19 protein-coding genes and 1 tRNA gene are annotated in these 20162 nt (G+C 68.9%); 10 read left to right on the forward strand and 10 right to left on the reverse strand.

What is annotated here, in order from left to right; genetic code table 11:
- Positions 1-307 precede the first annotated feature (307 nt).
- Positions 308-982, forward strand: a complete 675-nt coding sequence (locus AB0M67_RS27440; RefSeq protein ID WP_030353254.1) for a Crp/Fnr family transcriptional regulator — start codon at positions 308-310, stop codon at positions 980-982.
- Between the two features lie 95 nt (positions 983-1077).
- Here AB0M67_RS27440 and AB0M67_RS27445 read toward each other — a convergent pair whose 3' ends face one another.
- The 4 genes from AB0M67_RS27445 to AB0M67_RS27460 form a co-directional block, all read right to left on the reverse strand.
- Positions 1078-1908 carry an MBL fold metallo-hydrolase gene (locus AB0M67_RS27445; protein WP_365749655.1) on the reverse strand — a complete coding sequence of 277 codons (831 nt, stop codon included), beginning with the start codon at positions 1906-1908 and terminating at the stop codon, positions 1078-1080.
- Entirely contained in the window at positions 1905-2900 is a 996-nt protein-coding gene (locus tag AB0M67_RS27450) for an NUDIX hydrolase (RefSeq protein ID WP_365749657.1), read from the reverse strand. The genes AB0M67_RS27445 and AB0M67_RS27450 overlap by 4 nt, the downstream gene beginning before the upstream one ends.
- Before the next feature lie 232 nt (positions 2901-3132).
- Complete coding sequence (locus AB0M67_RS27455) at positions 3133-3603, reverse strand: RidA family protein (RefSeq protein ID WP_365749659.1); 471 nt, start codon at positions 3601-3603, stop codon at positions 3133-3135.
- Positions 3600-3761 carry a DUF4177 domain-containing protein gene (locus AB0M67_RS27460; RefSeq protein WP_014178397.1) on the reverse strand — a complete coding sequence of 54 codons (162 nt, stop codon included), beginning with the start codon at positions 3759-3761 and terminating at the stop codon, positions 3600-3602. Before AB0M67_RS27460 ends, AB0M67_RS27455 begins: the two co-directional genes overlap by 4 nt.
- A gap of 86 nt (positions 3762-3847) precedes the next feature.
- On the opposite strand from AB0M67_RS27460, the gene AB0M67_RS27465 reads away from it, so the two are divergent.
- Positions 3848-4813, forward strand: coding sequence for an ArsA-related P-loop ATPase (locus AB0M67_RS27465; protein ID WP_365749661.1), 966 nt, complete (start codon positions 3848-3850; stop codon positions 4811-4813).
- The gene (locus AB0M67_RS27470) at positions 4810-6222 is read left to right on the forward strand and encodes an ArsA family ATPase (protein ID WP_365749662.1); all 1413 of its coding nucleotides are present in this window, start codon (positions 4810-4812) and stop codon (positions 6220-6222) included. The genes AB0M67_RS27465 and AB0M67_RS27470 overlap by 4 nt, the downstream gene beginning before the upstream one ends.
- Positions 6223-6460: 238 nt before the next feature.
- On the opposite strand, the gene AB0M67_RS27475 is transcribed toward AB0M67_RS27470, so the two are convergent.
- Positions 6461-6805: a WhiB family transcriptional regulator gene (locus AB0M67_RS27475; protein WP_030353248.1), complete on the reverse strand. Its 345-nt coding sequence runs from the start codon at positions 6803-6805 to the stop codon at positions 6461-6463.
- A 397-nt stretch (positions 6806-7202) separates the two neighbouring features.
- Here AB0M67_RS27475 and AB0M67_RS27480 point away from each other — a divergent pair, with 397 nt between their 5' ends.
- A complete protein-coding gene (locus tag AB0M67_RS27480) occupies positions 7203-9521 on the forward strand; it encodes a transglycosylase domain-containing protein (protein ID WP_365749664.1) in 2319 nt (772 codons plus the stop codon).
- A gap of 265 nt (positions 9522-9786) precedes the next feature.
- On the opposite strand, the gene AB0M67_RS27485 is transcribed toward AB0M67_RS27480, so the two are convergent.
- On the reverse strand, positions 9787-10251 hold the full coding sequence (locus AB0M67_RS27485; protein ID WP_030353246.1) for a GatB/YqeY domain-containing protein: 465 nt from the start codon (positions 10249-10251) through the stop codon (positions 9787-9789).
- Positions 10252-10328: 77 nt separating this feature from the next.
- Here AB0M67_RS27485 and AB0M67_RS27490 point away from each other — a divergent pair, with 77 nt between their 5' ends.
- The 5 genes from AB0M67_RS27490 (at position 10329) to AB0M67_RS27510 (ending at position 14234) form a co-directional block, all read left to right on the forward strand.
- Positions 10329-11267 carry a metallophosphoesterase gene (locus AB0M67_RS27490; RefSeq protein ID WP_365749667.1) on the forward strand — a complete coding sequence of 313 codons (939 nt, stop codon included), beginning with the start codon at positions 10329-10331 and terminating at the stop codon, positions 11265-11267.
- 180 nt (positions 11268-11447) lie between these two features.
- Positions 11448-11521 (forward strand) — tRNA-Pro (locus AB0M67_RS27495).
- Between the two features lie 57 nt (positions 11522-11578).
- The gene (locus AB0M67_RS27500) at positions 11579-11731 is read left to right on the forward strand and encodes a hypothetical protein (protein ID WP_365749669.1); all 153 of its coding nucleotides are present in this window, start codon (positions 11579-11581) and stop codon (positions 11729-11731) included.
- A gap of 186 nt (positions 11732-11917) precedes the next feature.
- Positions 11918-13861, forward strand: coding sequence for a molecular chaperone HtpG (gene htpG / locus AB0M67_RS27505; protein ID WP_365749671.1), 1944 nt, complete (start codon positions 11918-11920; stop codon positions 13859-13861).
- A gap of 130 nt (positions 13862-13991) precedes the next feature.
- Positions 13992-14234, forward strand: a complete 243-nt coding sequence (locus AB0M67_RS27510; protein WP_365749672.1) for a hypothetical protein — start codon at positions 13992-13994, stop codon at positions 14232-14234.
- Positions 14235-14292: 58 nt separating this feature from the next.
- Here AB0M67_RS27510 and tatA read toward each other — a convergent pair whose 3' ends face one another.
- The gene (gene tatA, locus AB0M67_RS27515; protein WP_365749674.1) at positions 14293-14631 is read right to left on the reverse strand and encodes a Sec-independent protein translocase subunit TatA; all 339 of its coding nucleotides are present in this window, start codon (positions 14629-14631) and stop codon (positions 14293-14295) included.
- 82 nt (positions 14632-14713) lie between these two features.
- Between tatA and AB0M67_RS27520 the strand changes: the two genes are divergently transcribed.
- Positions 14714-16183, forward strand: coding sequence for an LCP family protein (locus AB0M67_RS27520; protein WP_365749676.1), 1470 nt, complete (start codon positions 14714-14716; stop codon positions 16181-16183).
- Positions 16184-16247: 64 nt separating this feature from the next.
- On the opposite strand, the gene AB0M67_RS27525 is transcribed toward AB0M67_RS27520, so the two are convergent.
- From AB0M67_RS27525 to AB0M67_RS27535, 3 genes are all read right to left on the reverse strand, one after another.
- Positions 16248-19151 (reverse strand): HAD-IC family P-type ATPase, encoded by a 2904-nt coding sequence (locus AB0M67_RS27525; protein WP_365749678.1) that lies wholly within the window; start codon positions 19149-19151, stop codon positions 16248-16250.
- 67 nt (positions 19152-19218) lie between these two features.
- Positions 19219-19575 (reverse strand): metalloregulator ArsR/SmtB family transcription factor, encoded by a 357-nt coding sequence (locus tag AB0M67_RS27530; protein WP_365749767.1) that lies wholly within the window; start codon positions 19573-19575, stop codon positions 19219-19221.
- A gap of 148 nt (positions 19576-19723) precedes the next feature.
- Positions 19724-20005, reverse strand: coding sequence for a twin-arginine translocase TatA/TatE family subunit (locus AB0M67_RS27535; RefSeq protein ID WP_365749768.1), 282 nt, complete (start codon positions 20003-20005; stop codon positions 19724-19726).
- Positions 20006-20162: the final 157 nt, after the last annotated feature.

Below are 20162 nucleotides of genomic sequence, written 5' to 3' on the forward strand. Positions count from 1 at the left end.
CCCCCTTGGCCTGCGCTGTCACCGGCGAGTTGGACACCCGGCCAGCGTAAAGCCCCGCACTGACATCCGCCCCGGCCACGGCCCATCGCCACCCGAATCGGCATCCAGGGCACAGTTGGGCACGCGCGTACGTCAAACTTGTGACTGATCGCACGGTTTCGAACAACCGGATTTCGACAGCCGGGCCAATCAGCCCGGGGATGCCAAGCCACCCGAGAACAAGCGGTACGTACGGCATCATGGGACCACGGTCCCTTCGCAGGTGGGGACCACAGTTCCCTGAGCAGGTCCGACAAGGAGAGAACACGTGGACGACGTTCTGCGGCGTGCCCCGCTCTTCGCGGCGCTCGATGACGAGCAGGCGGCGGAGCTCCGCGCCTCGATGAGTGAAGCGACGCTCGCGCGCGGTGACGCGCTCTTCCACGAGGGCGACCCGGGCGACCGCCTCTATGTGGTCACCGAGGGCAAGGTCAAGCTTCACCGCACCTCCCCCGACGGCCGCGAGAACATGCTGGCCGTACTCGGTCCCGGCGAACTGATCGGCGAGCTGTCCCTCTTCGACCCCGGCCCGCGCACCGCCACCGCGAGCGCGCTCACCGAGGTCAAGCTCCTCGGGCTCGGCCACGGCGACCTCCAGCCCTGGCTGAACGCCCGCCCGGAGGTGGCCACGGCCCTGCTGCGCGCCGTCGCACGCCGACTGCGCAAGACGAACGACCAGATGTCCGACCTGGTCTTCTCCGACGTCCCCGGCCGCGTGGCCCGCGCGCTCCTCGATCTGTCGCGCCGCTTCGGCGTCCAGTCGGAGGAGGGCATCCATGTCGTCCACGACCTGACCCAGGAAGAGCTGGCCCAGCTGGTCGGCGCCTCCCGCGAGACGGTCAACAAGGCGCTCGCCGACTTCGCGCAGCGCGGCTGGCTGCGCCTTGAGGCGCGCGCGGTGATCCTGCTGGACGTGGAGCGCCTCGCGAAGCGCTCCCGCTGACACCCACCGCCGGCACCACCGGACCGGCTTGACGAAGGGCTCCGCCTCCTGGCGGGGCCCTTCGCCGCGCTATCCCTTCCGAGCCCTTTTCTTCTTCAGATAAGGCCGTGCTCGCGCAGATACTCCAGCTGCGCCCTTACGGACAGTTCGGCCGCGGGCCACAGGGATCTGTCCACACCCGCGTACACATACGCCACCACCTCGGCGGGCGTACGGTGCCCGTTCTCCACGGCAGTCTCGACCTGGGCGAGCCGGTTCGCACGATGGGCGAGATAGAACTCCACCGCGCCCTGGGCGTCGTCCAGAACCGGCCCATGGCCCGGCAGCACCGTATGGACCCCGTCGTCGACCGTGAGCGAGCGCAGCCGGCGGAGCGAGTCGAGGTAGTCGCCGAGCCTGCCGTCCGGGTGCGCGACGAGTGTCGTACCCCGGCCCAGGATGGTGTCGCCGGTGAGCACCGCGCGGTCGGCGGGCAGATGGAAGGAGAGCGAGTCGGAGGTGTGGCCCGGGGTGGGCACCACCCGCAGCTCAAGGCCGCCGGTGGTGATGACGTTCCCGGCCGTCAGCCCCTCGTCCCCGAGGCGCAGCGCCGGATCCAGGGCACGGACAGGGGTACGGGTGAGCGCGGCGAAGCGCGCCGCGCCGGCCGCGTGGTCCGGGTGGCCATGGGTGAGCAGGGTCAGCGCGATCCGCTTCCCGGCCCTCTCCGCGACATCGATGACCGCCTTGAGATGGAGTTCGTCGAGCGGGCCCGGGTCGATGACGACCGCCGACTCCGAGTCCGGCTCCGAGACGATCCAGGTGTTGGTGCCGTCAAGGGTCATCGCGGAGGCGTTCGGGGCGAGGACATTGATGGCGCGGGCCGTGGCGGGGCCGGAGAGCACCCCGCCGCGCGGCTGGCCCGGAAGGGCGGCGGCGTCGGTCATCGGGGACCTCCGGACGGATACGGATGGGCGCTCGGGCTCTGCCTCGGACTCGGATCGGAGCTCGGGCTCTGCCCCGGGCTCCGATCCGGGCTGGGGCTGTGGCTGGGGCCGGGGTTCCGGCCCTGCTGCTCGCCCGGACGCGGTTCCACGCGCTTGGTGAACTCCTCGTGGCCGGGCCAGCTGAGCACCAGTTCCTCCCCCTCCAGCCGGGCCGTGGCCAGTACAGGCGTCAGATCGCGGCCGTCGGAGCCGGCGAGCGCCTCGTCGGCCGTACCGTACGACTGGAGCTGACGCAGCGTCGCGACGGTCGGCGGCATCATCAGCAGCTTGCCCCTGTCGTACGCCTCCGTCGCCTCGGCCGGTCTGATCCATACCGTCCGGTCGGCCTCCGTGGAGACGTTCCTGGTCCGCTGGCCCGGTGGGAGCGCGGCCACGAAGAACCAGGTGTCGTAGCGGCGCGGTTCGAACTCGGGGGTGATCCAGCGGGCCCACGCGCCGAGCAGATCGCTGCGCAGGACGAGCCCGCGCCGGTTGAGGAACTCGGCGAACGACAGCTCGTGCCCGGCGAGGGCGTCGCGGTCGGCCTCCCAGTCGTCGCCCGTGGTGTCGCCGACGACCGTGTCGGCGGTCTCCCCGGCGAGCAGGACGCCGGCCTCCTCGTAGGTCTCGCGGACCGCCGCGCACACGATGGCCTGCGCGGACGCGGCGTCGACGCCGAGCCGTCGCGCCCATACGTCACGGCCGGGGCCGGCCCAGCCGACGGTCCTGTCGTCGTCCCGGGGATCGACTCCGCCGCCGGGGTACGCGTACGCGCCGGCGGCGAACGCCATGGAGGCGCGGCGCCGCAGCATATGGACGGCCGGACCGGCGGGATCGTCGCGCAGGAGCATCACGGTCGCGGCCCGCCGGGGAGTCATCGCGGTGATCTCACCGGCGGCGAGGGCCCGGATCCGCACGGGCCATTCGGGCGGGTACCACTGACCATTGGGCATGGCCGGATGCTATGCGCTGGCGCGGGGATGTTCGAGAGGCGCTGGAGGCCATGTGTTGCGGCACCACGTACAGAAAGATCCCGCCCGGTGCAGCACACATACATGCACCGGGGGGATCTCCAACGAAGCACCGAGCGCGGAAGCGCCAACCGCGGTAGCGCCAGACGCGGTAGCTCCAGACGCGGCCCGCGCTCCTCGCTCAGTCCGCGGCCAACCTCCGCTCAGCCCTCGCTCAGCTCTCGGTCAGCTCCACCTGGATCTCGATCTCGACCGGCGCGTCCAGCGGCAGCACCGCCACGCCCACGGCGCTGCGCGCGTGCACGCCCTTGTCGCCGAGGACCTGGCCGAGCAGTTCACTCGCGCCGTTGAGGACACCCGGCTGGCCGGTGAAGTCCGCGGCCGAGGCGACGAAGCCCGTGACCTTCACCACGCGCGCGATGCGGTCCAGATCGCCGATGACGGACTTCACGGCGGCCAGGGCGTTCAGCGCACAGGTGGCCGCAAGCTCCTTGGCCTCCTCCGCGGTGACCTCGGCGCCGACCTTGCCGGTGACCGGAAGCTTGCCCTCCACCATCGGGAGCTGGCCCGCGGTGTAGACGTACGCACCGGACCGTACGGCCGGCTGATAGGCCGCCAGCGGCGGTACGACCTCGGGCAGCCTCAGCCCGAGTTCGGCGAGGGTGGCCTCGACGGCTCCGCTCATGCGGCTTTCTCCCGCTTCAGATAAGCCACCAGCTGCTCCGGGTTGTTCGGCCCGGGAACGACCTGGACGAGCTCCCAGCCGTCCTCGCCCCAGGTGTCCAGAATCTGCTTGGTCGCGTGCACGAGAAGGGGCACGGTCGCGTATTCCCACTTGGTCATGGAGGCGACTGTAGCCGTACCGCGTGAGTCGTAGCGCGGGGCGGCCTCGTGCGTAGCCCGCGGCCCGACTGGTTAGGCTCGAATACGTGAGCAGGCTCCAGGTCGTCAGCGGCAAGGGCGGTACCGGTAAGACGACGGTCGCCGCCGCCCTCGCGCTCGCCCTCGCCACCGAGGGGAAGCGCACACTCCTCGTCGAGGTCGAGGGCAGACAAGGCATCGCACAGCTCTTCGAGACGGAGGCCCTTCCGTACGAGGAGCGGAAGATCGCCGTCGCCTCGGGCGGCGGCGAGGTGTACGCGCTGGCCATCGACGCCGAGCGCGCCCTTCTCGACTATCTCCAGATGTTCTACAAGCTCGGCAGCGCGGGCCGGGCGCTCAAGAAGATCGGCGCGATCGACTTCGCGACGACGATCGCGCCCGGGGTCAGGGACGTACTGCTGACCGGCAAGGCGTGCGAGGCCGTGCGCAGACGCGACAAGAGGGGACGTTTCGTCTACGACTACGTCGTGATGGACGCCCCGCCCACCGGTCGCATCACCCGCTTCCTCAATGTGAACGACGAGGTCGCGGGGCTGGCGAAGATCGGCCCGATACACAATCAGGCGCAGGCCGTGATGCGGGTCCTGAAGTCACCCGAGACGGCCGTACATCTGGTGACGCTGCTGGAGGAGATGCCGGTCCAGGAGACCGCGGACGGCGTCGCCGAGCTGCGGGGTGCGGAGCTGCGGGTCGGCAAGGTGATCGTGAACATGGTCAGGCCGCATCTCCTGGACGAGGCCGCCGTTCGCGCCGCGGCCGGCGATCGCCGCAAGGAGGTCGCCAAGGCGCTCGCCGCCGCTGGTGTGCCCGCGCCCACGAAGCTCGTAGGGCCGCTGCTCGACCAGGCGGCCGAGCACGCGCAGCGCGTGGAGCTGGAGCGCGAGCAGCGGGCCGTCCTGGCCAAGCTGGGGCTGCCCACGTACGAACTCCCCCTGGTCGGCGAGGGAATGGACCTCGCCGGTCTGTACCGCCTGGCGGGGGAGCTACGGCAACTCGGGGAGGTCTTCGCATGACCCTGCACTCCGCCGCCGCCCCACTCGAAATCGATCCGCTGCTCGACGACCCGGCCACTCGTATCGTCGTGTGCTGCGGCTCTGGCGGTGTCGGCAAGACGACGACCGCGGCGGCTCTCGGCGTACGGGCGGCGGAGCGCGGCAGGAAGGTGGTCGTCCTGACCATCGATCCGGCCCGCCGGCTGGCCCAGTCGATGGGGATCGACTCGCTCGACAACACGCCGCGGCAGGTCAAGGGCGTCGAGGGCCCCGGCGAACTGCACGCCATGATGCTCGACATGAAGCGCACCTTCGACGAGATCGTCGAGGCACACGCGGACCCGGACCGGGCCCGCGCCATTCTGGAGAACCCCTTCTACCAGTCCCTGTCGGCCGGGTTCGCGGGCACGCAGGAGTACATGGCGATGGAGAAGCTGGGGCAGCTGCGGGCCCGCGACAACTGGGACCTGATCATCGTCGACACGCCGCCGTCGCGCTCCGCGCTGGACTTCCTGGACGCGCCGAAGCGGCTCGGTTCCTTTCTCGACGGGAAGTTCATCAGGCTGCTGATGGCCCCGGCCAAGATGGGCGGCCGGGCGGGGATGAAGTTTCTGAATGTCGGCATGTCGATGATGACGGGCACACTGGGAAAGCTGCTCGGCGGCCAATTCCTGAGTGATGTGCAGACCTTCGTCACCGCGATGGACACGATGTTCGGCGGCTTCCGCACGCGCGCCGACGCGACGTACCGGCTGCTTCAGGCGCCGGGGACGGCGTTTCTGGTGGTCGCGGCGCCGGAGCGGGACGCCTTGCGGGAGGCGGCGTACTTCGTGGAGCGGCTGGCCGCCGAGGAAATGCCACTGGCCGGGCTGGTACTCAACCGCGTCCATGGCAGTGGCGCGGCACGGCTGTCGGCGGAGCGGGCGCGGGCCGCGGCGGAAAATCTTGAAGACGGCCGCATTGTGGATCAGGGGGCAGGGAATGCTCAGAGTCGTGGCAGTGCAGTCGCGGTCGGCTCTTCTCCCGAAGCCTCCGAGACGCACGAGCCCCTCGCTCCCGCCTCACCTCACGAGTCTGCCAAGACTGACGTATCTGACACATCTGACGTATCCACCATGCCCGCCGCCTCGGCCGCACCCGAATCGGTCGTGCCTGTCACAGCGTCTTCCACAACGCCCGCCGCGACGCCTGCCGCGGCTTCTGCCACACCTTCTGTCACAACTGTGGAACAGCTGACGGCGGGTCTACTGCGGCTGCACGCCGAGCGGATGCAGGTGCTCGCACGTGAAGAGCGCACGCGCGACCGCTTCACCGCACTGCACCCCGAGGTGGCGGTGGCGGAGGTCCCCGCCCTTCCCGGCGACGTTCACGACCTTGCCGGGCTCAGGGCCATCGCGGACCGCCTCGCGGCGGGTGGCACGTCGAGCTGAGCGCCGTACAGCGAGCTGAGCACCATACAGCGAGCCCCGGGCACAGCAAGCCGTACAGCAAGCCACCGAGGGCATCGCTTCGCTACGCCATCGAATCGATACGACATGCCCGAAGCGACGCCCACTTCGCGCCGCCCGCTTCGCCCACTTCACCGCCGCGTCCTGGCGCCCTCAGCAGGAGCTGGTGGCCACCCCGGCCACCCCCTGGCCTGGGTTACCCCACCGGCTCCCCCACTGATTACCCCACTGCCGCGTACGTCTCGTACGTCTCGTCATCCTCCAAGCCCACGGGCAACAGACCCGCGCTGCGCTCATACTCCGTGCGGGCGGTCTCAAGCAGCCGGCGCCACGAGGTGACGGTCGGTCGCCTGCGCAGCAGTGCGCGGCGCTCCCGCTCGGTCATTCCGCCCCACACGCCGAATTCGACGCGATTGTCCAGCGCGTCGGCCAGGCATTCGGTCCGCACCGGGCATCCGGTGCACACCGCCTTGGCCCTGTTCTGCGCCGCACCCTGCACGAACAGTTCATCTGGATCGGTAGTGCGGCAAGCTGCCTGCGCACTCCAGTCGGTTACCCAGCCCATGCTGGCGCCGTCCTCTCCCGAATCGAGGCTCCCCCACGGCGGCAGCGGCATATTCACCGTTGCCAGTTGAGGACGTTACGGAAGGCGGACACAGCGCAACACCCCCTTCGGGCCCAATCTTGAATGGCCCGAACGGACTATGCGTACGCGGCAGATCACCCAGGGGAGTGAGCCGAGGGCATAACCGACACATCCGACAGAGTCGGGTATTTCACTAAGGCCACAAGGGGCATCTCACGCTAAATACGGAGGATTCGGGCGTCAATTCTCCATGTTTCGGGTTCATGGAAAGTTCACGCCGAGTGCTTGATACACAACCGCACTGCTGTGACAGTTGGGGACAGCTTAGGCCAGAGCCTTGACGCGTGTCCGGCGATTGAGAACGTAGGCTGCCCTCATGCCAAAGAAGCGCTCGGGCGGGGGTCTGACCGGGACCCAGCAGGCCGCCAAGTTCCTCGGTGTCAGCGTGCTCGCGGGAGCGGTGCTCGCGGGAATCGCCCTGCCGGCCTTCGGGGCGCTGGGGCTCGCCGCCAAGGGGACGGTCGAGGGATTCGACGAGATCCCCGCCAACCTCAAGACGCCGCCGTTGAGTCAGCGAACCACGATCCTGGACTCCCAGGGCGGCCGTATCGCCACGGTCTACTCACGTGACCGCACAGTCGTCCCGCTCAAGGACATCTCCCCGTACATGCAGAAGGCGATCGTCGCGATCGAGGACTCGCGCTTCTACGAGCACGGGGCCATCGACCTGAAGGGCGTCCTGCGCGCGGTCAACCGCAACGCGCAGTCGGGCGGCGTCGCCCAGGGCGCCTCGACGCTGACCCAGCAGTACGTGAAGAACGTCTTCGTCGAGGAGGCCGGTGACGACCCGGACAAGGTCGCGCAGGCCACCCAGCAGACCCTGGGCCGCAAGATCCAGGAGCTGAAGTACGCGATCCAGGTCGAGGAGGAGCTGGGCAAGAAGAAGATCCTTGAGAACTATCTGAACATCACCTTCTTCGGACAGCAGGCCTACGGCATCGAGGCCGCCGCCCAGCGTTACTTCTCCAAGCCGGCCAAGGACCTGAAGCTCGAAGAGGCGGCGATGCTGGCGGGCATCGTCCAGTCACCGAGCCGGTACGACCCGGTCAATGACGAGGAGGAGGCCACCAAGCGGCGCAATATCGTGCTGCAGCGGATGGCCGACGTCCGTGACATCTCCCAGGCGGAGGCCGACCGCGCCAAGGCCACGCAGATCAAGCTGAAGGTGAGCCGTCCCGAGAACGGCTGCATCACGGCAGTCGCCGGGGCGGGCTTCTTCTGTGACTACGTACGCGAAGTCTTCCTGACCGACCCGGTCTTCGGCAAGGACCGCAAGGAGCGGGCCAAGGTCTGGAACCAGGGCGGTCTGACGATCCGTACGACGCTCGATCCGAAGGCCCAGAGCTCGGTACAGGCGTCGATAAAGGACCATGTCAACCAGAGCGACAAGGTCGCCGCGGCGGTGACCCTGGTCGAGCCGGGCACCGGCAAGGTCCTCGGCATGGGGCAGTCCAAGCCGTACGGCTTCGGGAAGAACGAGACCCAGATCAACTTCTCGGTCGACAAGGGCATGGGCGGCTCGAACTACGGCTTCCCGACCGGTTCGACCTTCAAGCCGTTCCTCGCGACGGCGGCCATCGAGCGCGGTGTCCCGCCGACACAGTCGTATCCGGCGCCGTACCAGATGCCGTACCCGGCTTCGATCCAGACGTGCAGCGGCAAGCCGTGGGTCAACACCGAGGGCGACACGGCCGAGAACGAGAACGAGTCGGAGGTCGGCCCGTACGCGCTGAAGGAGGCGATGGAAAAGTCCGTCAACACGTACTTCGTGCAGATGATAGGGCAAATCGGTCTCTGCCCCGTGACGGAGACGATCGCCAAGCTGGGCGTGGTCCAGGGCGACGGCAAGAAGCTTCCCGAGTCGCCGTCGGCCCTCACCCTGGGCTCGCAGGGCATCTCGCCGCTGCGGATGGCGAGCGCGTACGCGGCGTACGCGAACCGCGGCACGTACTGCACCCCCATCGCCATCGACTCGATCAAGACGGCGACGGGCAAGAGCCTCAAGGTGCCGGAGTCGAAGTGCTCCCAGGCCATGTCGGAGAGGACCGCCGACACGATCAACACCCTGCTGAAGGGTGTGGTCGACTCCGGTACGGGTGAGGCGGCCGGACTGACGAGCCGCGACAACGCCGGTAAGACGGGTACGACGGACGCCCGTAAGAACGCGTGGTTCGTCGGCTACACGCCGAACATGTCCGGCGCGGTCTGGGTCGGCAGCCCGTCCCAGCAGGTCGAGATGGAGAACATCACGATCGGGGGCGAGTACCACGACAAGGTCTTCGGTGGTCAGGTCCCGGGTCCGATCTGGAAGGACGCGGTGTCCGGCGCGCTGGAGGGCAAGCCCGCCCCCGGCTTCACGACGGTCGACATCCCGGACACCTCCAGGGGCCGGGACACCGAGAAGCCCGGTGGGAACAACCAGGGTCAGGGCAACGGCGGCCGGGGCGACAACAAGCCGAGCGGGGGCGGCGACGGAGATGGTCCGTTCCCGGGCATCTCGCCCCCGCCGGACTTCATCGGCGGCGGCCAGTCCGAGGGCAACGGGAACGGCGGGAACGGCGCCAATGGCGGGAACGCCGGCACCAGCGACGGTGGCCAGGACGGCGGCGGCCAGGACGGCGGCGGTTTCCCGTAAACCGCGGAAGCCGGTGACATGAGGGAGGGGCGCTCCGTCCGACGGGATGGAGCGCCCCTCCCTTTACGTCTTCCTTTACCTCTTCCTTTACCTCTTTACGTCTTCACGTCGCCTTACGCGGCTTTACGCGGCTTTACGCCGCGAGCCGGGCGGGACTTTCCACCCACGCCGCCGCCCCCGTCCTGGCGCCGCGCACGCTCTGGCGCCGCGCACGGCCCGGCGCCGCGCATGGCCCGGCGCCGCGCACGGCCTGGCGCGCGCCGCACTAGCCCGCGAGGGAGCGCTTCACGAGGGCGGCCACCCGGCCTCCCTCGGCACGGCCGGCCACCTTCGGGTTCACGATCTTCATCACGGCGCCCATGGCCCGCGGGCCCTCGGCTCCGGCGCCCTTGGCCTCCTCGACGGCCTGAGCGACGATCGTGGCCAGCTCCTCGTCGGTCAGCTGCTTCGGCAGATACGCGTCGAGGAGCACGCCCTCCGCCTTCTCCCGCTCGGCCTGCTCCGCGCGGCCGCCCTGGGCGAAGGCCTCCGCCGCCTCACGGCGCTTCTTCGCCTCCTTGGCGATCACTTTCTGCACCTCGTCGTCGGAGAGCTCGCGCGCGGACGTACCCGAGACCTCCTCCTTGGTGATCGCGGAGAGGGTCAGCCGGAGCGTGGCGGAGCGGAGCTCGTCACGCGCCCTGATGGCCTCGGTGAGGTCTTCCTTCAGCTTGGACTTAAGGCTGGTCATAAGGCCAAGTGTGGCAGGTGCCGAGCCGGACCCGCCCACGGATTTCATGCCCGTACGGCGTCTGCGACGATGGGCGCATGCGCGCACGCTACGGGGTCCCCCTGAAAATCACCGCAGGCATCGCGGCAGTCGGCGCGGCCGGCCTCGCCTACGCCGCGGGCTTCGAAACACGCTCGTTCCGGTTGCGCCGGATCTCGGTGCCCGTGCTCCCGCGCGGGATGCGTGACCTGCGAGTTCTCCAGGTCTCCGACATCCATATGGTGAGCGGACAGCGGAAGAAGCAGCGCTGGCTCCAGTCGCTGGCCGGGCTGCGCCCCGATTTCGTGGTCAACACCGGCGACAACCTCTCGGACCCGGAGGGCGTACCGGAGGTGCTGGACGCGCTGGGCCCGCTGATGGAGTTCCCGGGTGTCTATGTCTTCGGCTCGAACGACTACTACGGCCCGAAGCTCCGCAATCCGGCCCGCTACCTCTTCGAGAAGGCCCAGGGCAGACACGGTCTGAACGGCAACGCCCCGGCCGTCCACGCGGTGCACAACCCCTGGGAGCCGATGCGCGACGCCTTCGACGCGGCGGGCTGGGTGGGTCTGACCAATACCCGTGGCCGGCTGAAGATCGACGGCCACGAGATCGCCTTCACGGGCGTGGACGACCCGCACATCAAGCGGGACAGGTACGAGCGGGTCGCGGGCGGCCCCGAGGCGGACGCCGACCTCTCGATCGGCGTGGTGCACGCCCCGTACCTGCGCTCCCTGGACTCCTTCACCGCCGACGGCTACCCACTGATCCTCGCGGGCCACACGCACGGCGGCCAGCTCTGCATCCCCTTCTACGGAGCGCTGGTCACCAACTGCGACCTCGACACGGACCGCGTGAAGGGCCTCTCCACCCACCGCTCCGGCGGCCACACCGCCTACCTCCACGTCTCGGCGGGCTGCGGCACCAACCGCTACACCCCGATCCGCTTCGCTTGCCCCCCGGAAGCCACACTCCTGACCCTGACACCCCGCCCCTGACCACACCCCGCCACCCACCCGGCCTCCTCTGCCCCGCATCGGGTCCGGCGGGGGCCCGGCGGGGGCCCGGCGGGGGCCCGGCGGGGGCCCGGCGGGGGCCCGGCGGGCCCCCGAAACCGGATTTCGTCTCCGGCCAGCGGTGGGCTAAAGTAATCGATGTCGCCGCGACACGGGCGACATCGGGGTGTAGCGCAGCTTGGCAGCGCGCTTCGTTCGGGACGAAGAGGTCGTGGGTTCAAATCCCGCCACCCCGACAGCAGAAACACCAGGTCAGGGCCGGTTTCCTTCACAGGGAACCGGCCCTGATTCGTGTGGGCGACAAACTGAGTGACTACCGGTCCGAGTCGCCCGATCTCGCGGACATCGAGGCCATCCGCCGTCTCTACCGCGTGTGGTCCGGCGAGGGCGAACCTGCTTTTCCGGCCGTGGCCGACGATCAGGGCGCTTCCGCGCCGAATGGCTAGGGCCTGTCCGGCACCTCTATCCATATCGCCACATAGATGATCAAAGGGGGCAATTCCGCACACCTTGACAGTCGAGGCGGAAGGCGAGGGATGGCCACAAACCCTGTGGGCGTCGCGGTGGCTGGATATCATGTGGGGCGGCTCACCGCAGCGCTGACGAGTAATCGGGGAAGGAATCCGGGCAACATGCCTATCGAGACATTCGAGTTCCAGGTAGAAGCGCGTCAACTCCTGCAGATGATGATCCATTCGATCTACTCGAACAAGGATGTATTTCTGCGCGAGCTCATCTCCAACGCCTCAGACGCCTTGGACAAGTTGCGGCTGGAATCCCTCCGCGACAACGAGTTGCGGGAAGACGTATCGGATCTCCATATCGGCATCGAGGTCGACAAGGAGCAGCGCACGCTCACCGTTCGCGACAATGGCATCGGAATGTCGCACGATGAAGTGGTGCAGCTCATCGGGACGATCGCGAATTCCGGCACCGCGAAGTTTCTGAAGGAGTTGAAGGAGGCCAAGGACGCAGCCGCTTCCGAGGAACTCATCGGGCAGTTCGGCGTGGGCTTCTACTCCAGCTTCATGGTGGCCGACGAGGTGACGCTGCTGACCAGGCGGGCGGGGGAGAGCCGGGGGACGCGCTGGGAATCCAGCGGGGAGGGTACGTATACCGTCGAGACCGTCGATGACGCGCCGCAGGGTACGTCGGTGACGTTGCGGCTCAAGCCCGAGGACATCGAGGATCAGCTCTTCGACTACACGTCCGCCTGGAAGATCAGGGAAATCGTCAAGCGGTACTCCGACTTCATCACCTGGCCCATCAAGATGGCCAAGGAGTCCACGGACGCGGTCGCGGAAGCGGACGCGGTCCCGGATGGTGATAGTGATGGTGACCGCCCCCGCGAGGTCGAGACGGTCAACTCGATGAAGGCGCTCTGGGCCCGGTCCAAGGACGAGGTGACCGATGACGAGTACAGCGAGCTGTACAAGCACATCAGTCACGACTGGAACGACCCGCTCGAAACCATCCGTATGCAGGCCGAGGGCACCTTCGAATACCAGGCGCTGCTCTTCATCCCGTCCCACCCGCCCCAGGATCTGTTCATGCAGGGGCACAAGCGCGGAGTTCAGCTCTATGTGAAGCGCGTGTTCATCATGGATGACTGCGAAGCGCTCATGCCCGAATACCTCCGCTTCGTCAAGGGTGTCGTCGACGCGCAGGATCTGTCGCTCAATGTGTCGCGTGAAATCCTTCAGCAGGATCGTCAGATCCAGTTGATGCACCGTCGCCTCGTGAAGAAGGTGCTCTCGACGCTCAAGGACATGATGTCCGGCAGCCCGGAGCGCTACGCGACGTTCTGGAAGGAATTCGGACGGGTCCTGAAGGAAGGGCTTCTCAGCGACTTCGAGAATCGCGACGCGATTCTCGGTGTCTCCTCGTTCGCGTCGACCCAGGACAAGGAGGGGCTGACCACTCTCCGGCAGTACGTGGACCGCATGAAGGAGGGGCAGCAGCACATCTTCTATATGACGGGCGAGTCGCGCTCGGCCATCGAGAGTTCACCCCACATGGAGGCGTTCCAGGCCAAGGGCTTCGAAGTGCTGCTGCTGACCGACCCGGTCGACGAGGTGTGGGTCCAGTCCGTACCCGAATTCGACGGAAAGCAGCTGCGGTCGATCGCCAAGGGGGAAGTCGACCTCGACACCGAGGAGGAGAAGAAGGAGGTCGAGGCCGAGCGCGAGAAGCGGCAGCAGGAGTTCGCCGGCCTGCTGACATGGATGACGACGGAACTGAGTGAGAGCGTGAAGGAGGTGCGGCTCTCGTCCCGGCTCACCGTCTCACCCGCGTGCATCGTCGGGGACACCCACGATGTGACGCCCGCCCTGGAGAACATGTATCGCGCCATGGGCCAGGAGGTGCCGCATATCAAGCGCATCCTCGAACTCAACCCCACGCATCCTCTGGTCACCGGGTTGCGGAAGGCCCACACCGAGCGGGACGCCGACGCGGGACTGGCCGAGGCGGCCGAACTCCTCTACGGAATGGCCCTCCTCGCGGACGGCGGCGAGCTGAGTGACCCCTCGCGATTCATCAGGCTGATGGCGGACCGGCTGGAGCGCACCCTGTAGTCGAGGTAGTCGAGGTAGTCGAGGTGGTCGAGCTCCACCGCTGATCGGCCCGCGACGTACGGTCGCGACGTATGCCCATGTCCGGATCCTGCCCATAGTCCTAAACTTGCGCAACCCTTAAAGTGTTCGCATGGATGATCAGGGCAGGATTCCGGGCAGGACGGAATGGGAAACCGCGGTGCTCGACGGCGGGCCCGCGGACGGCATGCGGATGCGGGTCACCGACCGGCCTTCCGTGGTGCAGGTGACATACCCCTGCGAGCTGGAAGGACCGGCGGGCGGCGCGCAGGCGGAGGCCGTCTATGTGTACCGGCGGGACCCGCGCGTACAGGGCGAGCCGCTGCGCTACGGGATCGACCGGGCCAGCCCCTGAGTCGAACCAGTCGAGCGAGGCGAATCAGTCGAGCGAGCCGAGCGAGTCAACCGCACGCTCAACCGGCCGCGTCGGCAGCTTTCGCGTCGGCACCTGGACTCGCGGTAGCCGCCGAGGCCTGAGCAGTCGACGCCCGAGCAGTCGACTCCTGAGCAGTCGACGCCCGAGCAGTCGACTCCTGAGCAGTGGACACCGGCGCTGAGGGCGTCCGCGTCGAGGGGGCAGGGTGCGTGGCACCCTCCCCCTCCTCCCTCATCGCCTTCGTCTCACTCTTGAGAATGCGCAGGGACTTGCCGACCGCACGCGCGGCGTCCGGCAGCCTCTTCGAGCCGAACAGCACGATGATCACGATCGCCACGATCAGCAGGTGCCAAGGCTCCAACCCGTTACGCAACATTTCCGCCCCGCCTTCCTCTCGTCGACCCATGGATCTGTAAGTTGCTACATTGCGCAACTGTACAACTTTGGAAGGGGCACATATGGCGGACGGCCGGCGCAGAAGGAGCGGAGAGGGGAGCCGAGTGCGGCTCGCCCTCGGCATAGCCCTGTCCCTCATCGTGCTCGCCTCGGCCGGTGTCGGCTGGATGTATCTCAAGCTCAGCGGAAACATCGACACCTTCAGCGCCGGCGGACTCTCCGACAACCGGCCGTCGGGCACGTCGAAGGGACAGAACGTCCTGGTCATCGGGTCGGACGCGCGCACCGACGGGAACGGCGAGCTGGGCGGCGGCAGCAAGGACGACATCGGCCGTTCCGACACCGCGTTCCTGCTGCATGTCTACGCCGACCACCGCCATGCCGTCGCCGTGTCCATCCCGCGCGACACCCTCCTCGATATCCCACCGTGCCGGCTGCCGGACGGAAGTTGGACGGCGCAGCGGAGCAACGCCATGTTCAACGCCGCGTTCTCCGTGGGGCAGACGGTCAAGGGCAACCCCGCCTGCACCCAGAACACCATCGAGAAGCTCACCGGACTGCGCGTCGACCACACCGTCGTCGTCGACTTCAAGGGCTTCGCCCAACTGACCGAAGTCGTCGACGGCGTACGGGTGTGCGTTCCGCAGGACATCTACCAGAAGGACCTCAACCCCAACCGCACCACCCGCGGTGAACGCATCTTCGTCAAGGGCATCCAGACCGTCTCCGGGCAGAAGGCGCTGGACTACGTACGGATCCGGCACGGCATGGGCGACGGCTCCGACATCGGACGGATCAAGCGCCAGCAGGCCTTTGTCGCGAGTCTGCTGAAGAAGATCAAGGAGCAGGGGCTGACGCCCGCCAAGCTGCTGCCGCTCGCGGACGCCGCCACCCACTCCATGACCGTCGACCCGGGACTCGGCTCCGCCGACAAGCTGCTCGGCTTCGCGATGTCACTCAAGGATATCGATCTGCACAACACCAAGTTCGTGACCATTCCTTGGCGTTACGAGGGGGAGCGCGTCGCGATCGTCGAGCCTGACGCGTCCGCGCTCTGGGCGGCGCTGAGGGCCGACCGTACGATCGACGGCGCGGACGCCAGCGGCAGAAAGGGCGGGGAAACCGCCGGCCCCTCCGCCACCCCGAGCGCCGCCGGGACCGTCTCGGGCGCGGGAATCGATGTCGCCGTCTACAACGGCACCACGGTTACGGGGCTCGCCGCCCGTGCCGCCCGTACGCTCACCGACCATGGCTTCACCGTCACGGGCACCGCGACCGCGAGCATCCAGAACCACACGACCACGGTGATCGAGTACGGCCCCGGCCAGGAGGAGAAGGCGCGGACCGTCGAACGCCTCTTCCCGGGCGCACGGCTCACTTCGACGTCCGCCGCGGGGATCAGCGTCGTCCTCGGAACGTCGTACAGCCCGGCGGAGCCGGGATCGGCGCCGCCCGGTCCTCTGCCGTCGGCCGTGGCCGATGGCGCACGCTCCGCCGACGACGACCCTTGCGCGAACCTCTCCTACGGCTGATCACCACTACCGCTGAGCGCTCCTACAGCCCCATGAGCCCCATTGACTCGACAGCTCCGTGGCACTACGGCTGAGGGCCGCCGATACGCCCCCGCACAAAGACCAGTCCGGCCGCGTACAGCCCGAGCACAACACCGAGCAGTACGTAGTAGAGCCCCGGCAGCGCCGGCATGCCCAGGACCGGGCCGAGCGGCGAGAGCGGCAGCAGCAGCCCTGTCACGGCGAGCCCGGCCGCGGCCCAGCGGACGGGGCCCGAGGCCCGGGGCCCGTACGCGGGGCGTGCGCTCGTACGCAGCAGCAGCATCACCAGCGCCTGGGTGAGCAGATTCTCGGTGAACCATCCGGAGTGGAACTCCGCCTGACTGTCCACGTTGACGGCGATGTGCAACGCCGACGCGAGCACCGCGAACGTCGCCAGGTCCGCGAGGGCGTTGATGAGTCCGAAGCCCGTGATGAACCGGAGGAACGCCCGCGAGCGCAGCTCCGTCGGCCGACGCAGCGCCTCGGACCGCGGCCGGTCGTACGCGAAGGCGAGCTGCGCGACGTCGAAGCACAGGTTCTGTACGAGGACCTGGGCCGGAAGCATCGGCAGGAACGGCAGGAGCAGCCCCGCGACCAGCATCGCTATGACGTTGCCGAGGTTGGAGGAGAGCGTGATCCGCAGATACGTGGCGATATTGCCGCTCGCGTGGCGCCCGGCGCCGATCGCGTGCTCGATCGCGGTGAGGTCCTTCCGCGCGAGCACGACATCGGTGGATTCGCGCACGACATCGACGGCGTCGCGCGGGCATATCCCGACGTCGGCGGCGTACAGCGCGGGCAGGTCGTTGACGCCGTCGCCGAGGAAACCCGTGGTGTGGCCGTCGGCGCGGACGGCGGCGACGATACGGGCCTTGTGCTCGGGGGTGCAGCGCGCGAAGACGGTGGTGCGCCGGGCTAGCTCGGCGAGTTCCGCGTCGGTCAGGGCACCGATCCGTTCGGCGCTGACGATCGCGGCGCTGCCGGCCGCGGGGACCTCACCCCGGCCGGCGAGATCGGCAGCGACATCGATATCGAGGCCCAGGTCCAGACACGCCCGCGCCGCCGTGCCCGGGTGGTCGCCCGTCAGGATCTTGACCGTGACGCCGCGTGCGGCGAAGACCTTCAGCGCCTCGGCGGCGGTCGGGGCGAGTGCGTCGTGGAGTGCGACGAAACCCAGGAAGTCGAGTCCGCGCTCGTCGGCCGGGGTGTAGTCGCGTTGACGGGCCGGACGTTCCGCCGTGGCGACCGCGAGCAGCCGCAGCCCGCTGTCGGCCTCGCGGGCGGCCAGCGCGGAGAGCCGGTTCCGTTCCTCGTCGTCGAGCGCGCACCGCTGGAGTACGGCTTCCACCGCCCCCTTCACGACGAGCGTGTGGGTGCCGAGGCGGCCGGGCCGTCGTACGACCGCGGTGGAGAGGCGGCGTACGGGATCGAACGGGAGCGCCGCCACGCCCTCGTACCGCGCCGGATCCCCCTCGTCCAGTTCCTTGTCCGCCGCGTCGAGGATCGCCTCGTCGAGTGCGTCCGGGGCGGGCAGATCGGCCAGTTGCAGGGTCCACCAGGCGTTGACGGCGGCCCAGCGCAGCACCTCGGGGTCGGGGTCGCCGTACGCGTCCATCGCCCCGCCGACCACCGGCCGGTCCTGAGTCAGGGTGCCTGTCTTGTCCAGGAACAGCACGTCGACGGCGCCCAGGTCGTGCAGCGCGGGCAGGCGTTTGACGATGACCGCGTGGTGGCGCGCGAGGCGTGACGCGCCACGGGCCAGGGCGGTGGTGACGATGACCGGCAGCATCTCGGGAGTGAGCCCGACGGCGACCGCGACCGCGAAGGGGAGCGTCTCCAGGCCCCGGCCGCGCAGAGCGGCGTTGGCCATCAGGACGAGCGGCGGGGTGAGCAGCATGAACCGGATGAGGACCCACGAGATGCCGTTCACCTGCCGGTCGAAGGCACTGGCCGTACGGCGCCCCGGCCGGCTGCGCGCGGCGCCGAACCGCGTACGGGTCCCGGTCGCCACGACGATGGCGGTGCCGCTGCCCGAGGCCACGCTGCTGCCCTGGAAACACAGCCTCGGCTGCGCGAACACCCCCGCGAAAGCCTCGCCGCCGGCAGGCATACGGGCGCCGCCCGGCGTGCCCGGACCGTCTCCCCCGCCGCCCGGCGTGTCCGGACCGTCTGCCCCGCCGCCCGGCAAGCCCGGCGCGTCGACGGCGTACTTGGCGACCGGCGCCGACTCCCCCGTCAGCGCCGCCTGATGTACGGTCAGCCCGCTCGCGCGCAGCAGCAGTACGTCGGCGGGCACCAGATCGCCGGGGCCGAGACGGATCACATCGCCCGGCACCAGCTGGTCGACCGGAATCTCCCTCGGCCGCGAGCCACCCGCGTCACGCGCGTCACGGCCCTTGTTCCGGTCCCTCCCGTCCCTCTCGCCGCTCTCGCCCCCCTCGCCCTTCCCGACCCTCCCGCCCCTCCTGTCCCTCTCATCGCTCCCGCGCCGCAGCACTGTCGCCGTCGTCGCCACCAGCTCACGCAGCGCGGCCATGGACCGGTCGGCCCGGTGCTCCCCGGACGAGCGCAGCAGGCAGCTGACCACGACCAGCGAGAGGATCACCAGGGCGGTGCCCCAGGCGGCGACGGTGGCCGACACCACCCCGAGGCAGAGCAGTACGGCGGTGAAGGGATCCCGCACGCTCCGTACGAAACGCCGTGGCCAGGACGCCGAACGCCACTCCGGCACCGCGTTCTCGCCGTACCGGAGGAGACGCTCCTCGGCCTGCGCGTCCGTCAGCCCGCGCGGCCCGCTGTCCAGCCACCGCAGCACCTGGAGGGAGGTGAGGGCGGTCAGATCCGGCGGGGCGCCGTCGGCGCCCGCTGCCCACGGATCCGTCGGACCGCGACCAGTACCGGATCCCGGCCCGGGCCCGCCCCCGCTGAACACATCCGCACCGGACACGACGGAACCGGACGCGCCCGAACCAGACACCACGGAGCCGGACGCCGTGGAGTCGGACACCGCGGGCTCAGGCCGTGATGTCGCGGACGCGCCGTGCCGGAGCGTGCGCCGCGCGGTCGGTCAGCTGTCCGAGCATCAGCCGGACCACGGTCACGACATCCGGATCGTCGACGAAGTACACCTGGCGACGGCCCTCGCGCCGTGACCGTACGAGACCGGCCAGTTTCAGCTTGGTCAGATGCTGGCTGACGGCGGGCAGCGCCCCGCCCACGCGCTCGGCGAGTCCGGTCACATCGCTCTCGCCCTGAGCCAGTACCCACACGATGTGGAGCCGCGCCGACGACGCGAGCAGTCCGAACGCGGCAGCGGCCTCGGCCAGCACTTCGGCAGGAGGGTCCTCGAAGCCACCGGCACCCGCCGGCACACCTGGCGTCACGATCGCTCTCCCGTCCCGCGCGGGCCGTCACCCCGTCAACCCGATTGTCCTCATGCCCTTATGTCCGAAGTCCCGAATGCCCGAGCGTCCGGAGGCCCGGACATCCGAAGGCCCGAACCAGCGATTCAGTCTAGGGCTACGGCCTGTCGCGAGAATCCCGCGCGGGCGGGTCGGTCCGCTCGACGACGATACCCGTGACGACATGACGCTCCCCCGGCGCTGCGGCGTCGGGCGCCCTGCCCTCCTCTTTGCCCTCCCCCTTGCCTTCCTCCTTGCCCTCCTCCTTGAGGGCCTTCGTCTCACTCTTGAGGATGCGGGCGGCTTTGCCGGCGGAGCGGGTCAGCTCAGGGAGCTTCTTCACCCCGATGACCACCGCGACGACGATGAGGATCAGGGCCAGTTCACTCAAGCCGAACATCAGGTCTGCTCTCTCCCGGTAACGGATCGGATCGACTTCTACAGCGATGTAGAAGTATCCCGTACGGAACAACGCCACAACAAGCCCGTACCGCGCCACCGAGCCACCGAGGGACCGCGCCGCCGCGCCGCCGAGGGGCCGCGCCACTGGCCCCACG

It is taken from the genome of Streptomyces sp. NPDC051662 (genome assembly GCF_040681655.1).
In the GTDB taxonomy this organism is placed as follows: domain Bacteria; phylum Actinomycetota; class Actinomycetes; order Streptomycetales; family Streptomycetaceae; genus Streptomyces.